This is a genomic window from Streptomyces sp. NRRL S-495, from assembly GCF_000966955.1.
Lineage (GTDB): Bacteria > Actinomycetota > Actinomycetes > Streptomycetales > Streptomycetaceae > Kitasatospora > Kitasatospora purpeofusca.
Map to the genome: position 1 here is coordinate 1 of NZ_JZWY01000954.1, position 8,564 is coordinate 8,564.

General features: G+C 64.0%; 5 protein-coding genes and 1 pseudogene. 2 read left to right on the top strand and 4 right to left on the bottom strand.

The features are described 5' to 3' along the window. Together VR45_RS36925 and VR45_RS36930 are read left to right on the top strand one after the other, a co-directional pair. Positions 1-263 (top strand): hypothetical protein (locus VR45_RS36925; RefSeq protein ID WP_045944310.1); only part of this gene is annotated, 263 nt, incomplete at its 5' end. A 259-nt stretch (positions 264-522) separates the two neighbouring features. Further along, positions 523-1,410 (top strand): Shedu anti-phage system protein SduA domain-containing protein, encoded by an 888-nt coding sequence (locus VR45_RS36930; protein WP_159394496.1) that lies wholly within the window; start codon positions 523-525, stop codon positions 1,408-1,410. An 88-nt stretch (positions 1,411-1,498) separates the two neighbouring features. On the opposite strand, the gene VR45_RS36935 is transcribed toward VR45_RS36930, so the two are convergent. The 4 genes and pseudogenes from VR45_RS36935 to VR45_RS36950 form a co-directional block, all read right to left on the bottom strand. Continuing rightward, complete coding sequence (locus tag VR45_RS36935) at positions 1,499-2,422, bottom strand: transposase (protein ID WP_234326531.1); 924 nt, start codon at positions 2,420-2,422, stop codon at positions 1,499-1,501. A 151-nt stretch (positions 2,423-2,573) separates the two neighbouring features. Further along, positions 2,574-3,395 carry a GNAT family N-acetyltransferase gene (locus tag VR45_RS36940; RefSeq protein ID WP_234326534.1) on the bottom strand — a complete coding sequence of 274 codons (822 nt, stop codon included), beginning with the start codon at positions 3,393-3,395 and terminating at the stop codon, positions 2,574-2,576. A 61-nt stretch (positions 3,396-3,456) separates the two neighbouring features. Beyond that, positions 3,457-6,891: a hypothetical protein gene (locus VR45_RS44940; protein WP_234326536.1), complete on the bottom strand. Its 3,435-nt coding sequence runs from the start codon at positions 6,889-6,891 to the stop codon at positions 3,457-3,459. Between the two features lie 731 nt (positions 6,892-7,622). After that, positions 7,623-8,564, bottom strand: a pseudogene (locus VR45_RS36950) (hypothetical protein); the annotation flags it as partial.

The window sequence follows — 8,564 nt, forward strand, 5'->3', positions numbered from 1 at the left end:
GGGCTCTGGCCAGCGTGGCCGAGGCGATGGCCCGGGCCGGACAGCACGAACAGGCGCTGAATCTCACCCGCACCATCACAGACGCTGATCAGCAGGACCAAGCGCTAGCCCGCGTGGTCACAGGCAGCGACGGGTTTGGCGGCAATCGAGTCCTGGTGGCCGAGGCAATGAGCCTCGGCAGCTGGGAGACAGCCACACTCAGCCTTGGTTCCGCCCTTCCCCAGCTATTCGCGGAGTTGGATCTGCGCACGTTGTGGTCCTGATCGACTCCTCGCTGGCGAAGACGCAGCGGCGGGTGACGGCGTCGCAGACCGCGGACATGCAGGTTGCAAGGTGGACCTCGCCCCCCTCGTTGGACGGGCTGGTATCGCCGCCGAGGATCGGGCTGGCCGTAACGGGCCGCGCTGGTGAATGCGACCGGAGCCCGATGCAGGCTCCGGCTGGCGCTCTCGCGCGGCGGCCGGGCGCTACCGTAGCCCCCAAGTTGCTCGATCGAGGGACAGGGGTAGGGATTTGCAGACGGTGGAGGCTGACACCAGCCCGGCCAGGCCGAGGGCCATCGATGACAAGCAGTACACCGCGGCGCTCCACAACGAGTGGAAGGCCGTCCTCGACTCTGCCGAGAATGAGCGCTCGGTCCAGGAGTTCCTGGAGAAGCACCCGGCGCTTCTGCCAGGATCGAACGGCGTGGCTGGCGTCGGTGGCCACCACGGTCCGCTCCTTCACTGCGTCTACCGTGAGCCGAAGTTGCAGGGCTTGGGAAACTACAGGCCGGACTTCATGTGGATCGCCCGGCACAGCAGTGTGATCACGCCTGTCTGCATCGAGATAGAGGACCCAAGGAAGCAGTGGTTCACGCAGGGCGGCTTGCCCACAGCAGAGGTTACGCAGGCGATGGATCAACTGGTCACCTGGAAGGCGTGGTTCGATAAGCCGGAGAATGAGCTCTGGTTCCGCGAGTTCTACGACCTTCCCGGTGGTTCACGAGGAAGGAAGCCGATCAGGCCCGCGTACTTCCTGATCTACGGACGGAACGCGGAGTTCGGGCCTGGAAGCCGCCATAAGGACCCCAACTTCTTGAGCACGAAGCGCGGCTTCATGGCCCGCGCCGACGAACAGTTCATGACGTTCGACCGCCTCAGCCCGGACCGCGGTGCGTGCAACTTCGTGTGTGTGACCCGAACCAGCAGCGGCAGGGAAGTCAAGTACGTCCCGCCGACCTTCGAGACGGGCCCCAGTATGGCCGACACGCTGCTGAGGCTTGACGGCTGGGAGGATGCGATCCGCCGGACGGACGGCCTTGAGGACGGACGCGCGGACTATCTCATCAGCAGGGTTGAGTACTGGCGTGAGTATGCCCGGTCGGTGGAGACCAACGGGCCCCGTCCTTACAGCCTCGACCTTGAGTAGCAGCGTGCGGCATCCGTATCCAAGATGATCAGTTACGACCTGGTGCGTGATTGCGGCGCCAATGTGACGACCTGAGCTGCTGTCGCTGTCAGGTGGTGGCAGTGCGGTCGGAGACGAGGCCGGCGATGGCGAGGTAGGTGGCCGGGAGGGTGTCGCGGCGGTGGGTCCAGCGGGCCAGCCCCTTCCAGCGCTTGTGGTCGGCGAGGGCATGCTCGACGGGAATGCGTTGGGAGGAGTGGTCGTGGCGGGCCTGCTCCCGGGCCTCGTGGACTTCCGGCGCGGCGATCTTGTTCGGCTTCCTCGGCGGTGTGAGGGCCTTGCCAGGATGATCTCTCCGGAGACCCAAGTAACCATCGTCGAGAAGTACTTGGACCTTGGGGAACTGTCGGAAGAGGTCGTCGATGCCTTCGCCCCGTATCGCGCTGGTGTCGTGCATGCGCCCGGGGCGAAGGTTGCCGGCCCACAGGGTGCGGCCCTTCGCGTCGGCCACGACGGTGGCCTTCATCGTGTTCTGTTTCTTCTTGCCGGAGACGAAGGCCCGGCGCCCACCACGATGGGAGGCTGGGCGGCGGACCTGGACCTCGGTGGCGTCGAGCCGAAGCACGACGCCCTCGGCCTGGGCGTAGGCGAAGACGTCCGCGAGGGTTCGCAGACGGACCCCGGGACGGTCGGGTACCGCGAAGCCTCGGGCGGCGAGCAGGCTCCTGACCTCGCCGATCGCCCGGCTGATCGTTGAGCGGTCGACGCCGAAGAGCAACGCCAGGACGGCGTGCGGCAGGTCGTGGCGCAGGTGGATGAGCGTGGCGCTCACCCGGTCGACGAACACAAGCCGATGCCGGGCGCCCGCACCGGCCGCCCGTTGCCGCGCTCCACCACGGGCAGTGTCACGCCGGCCCTCGACCACGGCCTGCCACGGAGCGGCCAGTTCGACGACCAGATCCGCCAGGTGCCGCCGCGAGATGCCGGTCAGCACCCGATGGCCGAGGACCGCACGATTCACCTTGATCGTCACAGCGTCAGATCATGCCGCCCACAACGCCGCTGGTCACATCAGCGCCGCAATCACGCACCAGGTCGTTAGTCTCCCCTCCAAGCGGTGTCATCGTTCCGGCCAGGTCCAGTACAAGGCTCATCCGAGCTGCTGGCGTGTTCCGCGCGTTGCTTCAGTGGCGGTCAACACGAAGCCGAGGGTCTCCAGGCCCTCCGCGCGGCACAACCAGTCGGACGGCGTCCAGCTCGGTCTGCAGGAGCTGGTAGGAGGCCCCGTCTTTGTGACCCCAGTTCATGGCGGCCCTCCACAGGCTCCGGCCCAGGCTGCGGTGCTCGGGCAGGACCCTGAAGTACTGGGGCAGCAGGCGGGGTCGGCTCAGAGAGTCAGCCATCGTGGTCATCGGTCCGATGGCGCTGCCTACCCTGCTGTCCACCAGCACGGTCAGGACCGGCCTGTTCATCCCGCTGGCCTGGTGCCGGTCCCACAGGAACGCGAAGCCGTCGGCGGCCATCTGCCGGGCGAACTCGGCGAAGGAGGAGGCATGGTCGGCCGGAAGGGCATCCAGGGCGATGATGGCTACCTTGGGGCTCTTCTCGGCGGTGCTGGGATCGAAGGTCTTGAGCTGGATACGCACGCAGGATGCGGAGCTGTCTGGTCCTGGCTCGGTGGGCTGGAACCAGAGGACCTTGGCCTTGGCGGCTCTGTGGTCGGCGGCGAGCTTGGCGGCCCGGTCCAGCAGGGCCGGCAGGTCGAGGGGAACGCTCCCGTAGTGGTGCAGCTTGAGGGTGCCGCCCGCGCGCCGGGCCTGTGCCGGGATGTCCGTGCCGGTGGGGCCGTGGGAGATCGCCTCGGCCAGGACCTGCTCGTCCTTGGCGCCGCCCCAGCGCTGGTCCTTGTCGAAGAGCAGGAAGCGATCGGTCTTTGCCGCGTCCAGCACGGCTGTGAACAGGTCCTCTGTGAGTTCGGCCGGGTGCACCGGGCCGAGGGTCGTCACGTACGGAACGGTCAGCACGGGGCGCAACCAGTGATAGCGGATCGGGCGGGCCAAGTCGCCATCAAGTAACGATAGCCATCGCGGGCAGCAGGTCCGGCAGAGAGTAGAAGTCAAAGGGCCCCGATACATAACCCGCCGGCACCGGGGCGCGGGTTACAAAGACCGCCTTTACTACATAGGGCTCCGTACCCTTCGGCAATCCGAGAGCTGCTGCCACATTGGCCGCGTGCGGCGCCAAGTCGTCTAGTTTGCGCTGAAGCTGGGTGGCGTAGGAGGGCTTTTTGCTGTGATCTACATAGAAGCTATCGAGATGGCGTCGGATCTCCGGTACGGCATGAACGTCCGCCGGATCTTTCACTTCGATAAGCCAGATGACAGGGTCAGAAGCTCTGCCTGCAACCGCGTCGATCTCAGTTTGCAGAGAAGGGACGCCGAGACGCTGCGGATCCTGTTCTCGGATCCGTTCCTGGACTGCATAACCGGCATTCCTTAGCTTCTGTGCTACCTCGGCTTCAAGGGCTCTGTTCTTTGCGTCACGAACCGCCTCCAAGGCGGCCTCTACCGGGCGTGGTGGTGCCGGTTGCGTCCACGGCAAAATTCCTTGGTTTATGAAATTCCAGTACACTCCGGCGCTTGCGTGGCATAGGTGGGGAGCAATGACCAGTCGCCCATCCGGGAGTTCGCAAATCGGCTGGATAATGAGTCTCTTTTGCCGACTGCGTGCATGCCATGGCTTCCAGTCGGCGGCCCTCAGCGAAAACGAGGAACTGGTGAGCATTTTCAAGGCGGAGTCAATTCGAGCCCGACCGTCCGTCTCGTCCGCGAGGGTCAGAGTGTTGAGCAAGTGGTGCCGCACTGAATCCGCAGAGGCTGCAACGACATCTGGATCATCAGGGTTGAGCGGCCAGTGAGCCAAGGAGAAGAGGACCGTCAAAATATCGCTTGCGGATGCCCCGTAGGCGGCGAGCATGGCTGCATCGACATTCGGTGCGACGATTTCTACTGAGGGCGACTGGAGAACCGGCCCGTCGGGTCGATCAGTATCATCCGCTGACCCGGCGTTTACCGCGGGAGCAGACAACGAATGGGAAGCTCGGGCACGCCTGAAGGCGTCGACATCGAGATCAAATACGCGGCGGGCGACACTTTCCAACTCAACAGTGGCAGGAGGAATATTGGTAACCGTGGTGATTTCATATGCATCGCTGATTTCGAGCCCGCTAGGGCAAATCTGATGGTGAATTGCTTCGCTGCGAGAAGTGGCAAGAAGATAGGCAGAGGCCGCAGCCGTAATCTCCATCCATGCGTACTGGTCTACGGGCTGACCGCCCGTCGGCTCATCACGCAGCGCTGCCTCTACGGCCATTTCATTGCATCGTCGCAGCACTAGATACTCGTGTTCAAGTTCAGCTTGGCGCTGCACTGGATCCCAGGTCACCGTAAGCAGGCTGGCTGCCTGCTCCAGATCTCGCAGCCGCTGATTCTTTGTGGCCAAGGTGCGTTCGATCTGTCGCATACCTGTGGTGACAAGGTCGTCGATTGAATGCCGGCCAAGACGGCAGGTGAGAGCCGCTAGAGCAGCAGGTGCAAGCACGTCACGGTCCAAATTCTTGGCCGATGCACCCGTGTATGTTCCAGGAGTGACACCCGCCGCTTGCACGGCGCGCGCGACTTCCTGATCAACCATGGCAATAAGTGAATGATCAAGCTTCCATGGTTGCGCCAGATGGGGACGGATTACGGGTGCTCGCATAATGCGGATGGCGAGCATTGGTGGGGCGGCCTGCCATGCAGCTACGACGGTTTGGACTGCCTCTGAGGGGAGTCCGTTCTCCAATAGCGCCCGAATGCTCTGAGCCATGACGTCCCGGGTTGCAAGGCCATCTTTGTGCGTTTCCTCGGCGAGGAGCTCGCAGTTTACGAGAAACCTAGCGCGAATTACCTGGCCGGGAGGGCTGGTGCAATTTTCGACAGTCTCAACTGTAATGGAACGGATAGGTTCATGTTCTTCGGATGAACCAGGTCGAAGTTCGATTACATAGCCAGCGATAGGGGAACCGGCATGTGCGACCTGCCAAGCATCGCACACTTCGTTAAAACCGTACGCGTAAGATCCTGCGAGGTCGTGAAGGAGTTGATGGTCGTCGTCGCCCCAGGATGGGTGGGCGCAGCGAATAGCCACGGGAGGGCTGCTAGGCTGAATGCGCCAGCCATACAGATCCGGCCGATCATGGCGAGGCGATGCCACGGCGGATCGCTGATCGCCTACATGAGCGGACCGTGCCGTATTGCTTGATCCGTTCGGATGCTCCGATCTCCATTGATAGATGCCGTAGGGGCCTGCATTGGGTGGGTCCAGGGCATCCCAGTCATCGATGCTTGGAAGATCGAGTTGGGCGAGCGCTTGTTCCAAATCTCGAAGGCGGGTGCTGCGTTCCCATTCTGCAGTGCTGTGGTGAGGGGCAACCATCATCAAGTCTGGCGGCCGGCCCCCTGCGAAGAATGTTTTTCCGTTCGCGCGCCACCACTCCCACAAGTCAAGAGTCTCCCAGGCGGCTACATGCGCCCTGTTAGAGGAGGATAGTTCTCGACAGAACGTGTAAAGGTCCGTTTCGCTCTCTGCTGTAGCCGAGGCCCACTGCAAGTCCTCCAGCGACATGGCGGCGAGTCCTGGGAGGTGTGGGGCCACAAGATGTCCGGCTGACGCTACAAGAAGAAGTGGAATCACTTCGGTTCCTGGGGCGAGAGTCAGCGATCCCCCGGGCAAAGATACGCGTACCTCCTGCTCCGGATTGGCTTTCGCCTCTTCGGCAGCAAGCAACGCAGCTGGCATCCCTTGGAGCGGAGTTCCAGCCAAGTATGGTCGGGCCACTAGCTGAACCAACAGGGCTCTAGACGGGCCAAACATCACCACCCACTGCACCACATTGCCGGGGGAGACAGCCACGCCGCTTCCCGTGTCAGGTGCGCCGGCAATCGTTTCCGAAAAACGCCACAAGCATCGGCGGGCATTCTCGGCTGCTAGCTGGGCAAATCGCATGTTGACGCTTGGGTCTATCGCTGCTGCTTGCCGGGCGAGCTCAGTAACCCCTTGTCCCAGGCTCTCTGGCAAGAATCCTAGGGGTAGCCAGAATCGCGAGCCGGGGCTCTTGATGAAATCCGGTAGGCTGACAGCCAGGTATCGGCCGAATGTGCTCTCTGGAGAGGTCGGATCGTAAGGCAGCGTCCCTTGGGAAGTTGCCCAATCGAGTGCTGCACGCAATGCTTCGGTAGATGCGACCATCGCATCTGCCGGGATTTTCAACAGTGTCCGTGCTGCAGTAAGTTCTTCGCTGGTCAGCACAGCTGGGCCGTTCATGGTCAGGTCTCCGCCGGGCCACGAAGGTGCCAGAGCTCTCGTGGCCAGATCCGTGTAGCGCAGGCCGATCTCGACGTAGTCGGAAACGCCGAATCCCAGTTGAGGCACCAGGACCGAGTCCGTTGCCTTGGCCACCATTTTCCAGCGCGTAGCGTCTGCTACTGGGCGCTCCACCTGGCCAGGCGCCAGTCGCAACGTCTCGTGCCCTAGGCGAACTAGCACGACCTCACGGGGGTCTACTGGGATGAAATCTTCCATGGCCGCCAAACCGGGCTGTTCCCGCCGGCATGCATCCAGCAGTCCGCCAGCCTTCACAGCGCTGGCGGAAGATTTCCCAGATGGTGGAGCAGTCAAGATTCGCTGAAGCAAGTAGCCCACCGATGACCACCGGTGACGGACACCAGGGCTGGCGCCGGCTGCGGTAACCAGAGCAAGTGCGTCCCCCATGTCCAAGCCGACCAGACGGCGATCCAGCGCTTGGGGAGACGTCCGCCCAGTCCGCCCCTGACCCTTGCCCATACCGGCCCCAATCACTCAGCTGCTGTCAGCATAGAGCGCAACCTGCCAGTAACTTCCCTTGGAATCACACTGTTTACTGGCCGGAGGGCCAAGTCGTCGTCAGCCGTCCGAAGCGGGTCTTCCATCGCTAGGCACCCCTGGCGACCCTTTCGGCAGGACTCGACCCCTCCGCCGCCAGCGGTACCACGGGGCACTCGGCCATGCGCAACGCGGCGACGATTTCCCAGCTCTTCTCCCAGGCATGGAGTAGACGACTACCTCGAGTCGGATCCGCTCGCGAGCGGCCCTCTCGACATCGGTCAAGCCGGGGGTCGAGTTCCGATCGATCCCCGACGGGCCAATAGTATGATCTAGGTCACTTCGGGTGACGCTCCTGGTGCTTCGGTTTGCGACACGCTGCGCGCTTGACGGGAGCTCGCGATGGAGTAGGGCGAATGCCCCCAGTGAGACACAACCCGTGTGGGACACGGGGTTTGTCGAAACAAGATCGGGCCGGGCCGGATGAGGGCGACCTGGACGACGAGGTCGTAGAACCGGCTCGGGCGCATGCGGGGCAGGGCGGAGGCCTGCGCACGGGACTCGACCTGGAAGACGCCGACGGTGTCGGCCCGTTGCAGCATCGCGTAGACATCGGGGTCGTCCGGTGGGATGGTCGCCAGGTCGAGGGTGCGGCCGTGGTGTCGGGCGATCAGGTCGCAGGCGTCGTGCAGGGCGGAGAGCATGCCGAGGCCGAGGAGGTCGATCTTCACGAGGCCGGCTTCGGCCACCGAGTCCTTGTCCCACTGCAGCACGGAGCGTCCGGGCATGGTGGCCCATTCGGTGGGGCAGGTCTCGGCGACGGGTCGGCGGGTGAGGACCATGCCGCCGGAGTGGATGCCCAGGTGGCGGGGCAGGCCGCGCAGCCCGGCGGCCAGGGCGCGTACGTCGTCGGGTACTGGCGCGTCCGGCGGAGGCATCTCCCAGCCGGTCTCCTTGGCGAAGCGTTCCAGGTCGCCTGCGGCGTAGCCGAGGACGCGGGCCGCGTCGCGCACGGCGAGGCGGGGCTGGTAGGTGATGACGTTGGCGACCTGGGCGGCGTGGTCGCGGCTGTAGGTGTCGTAGACGTACTGGATGGCCTCCTCGCGGCGGCGGTGCTCGATGTCCAGGTCGATGTCGGGCGGCCCGTCGCGCTCCGGGGACAGGAAGCGTTCGAACAGCAGGCCGTAGTGGATCGGGTCCACCGCGGTGATGCCGAGGGCGTAGCAGACGGCGGAGTTGGCGGCCGAGCCGCGGCCCTGGCACCAGATGTTCGT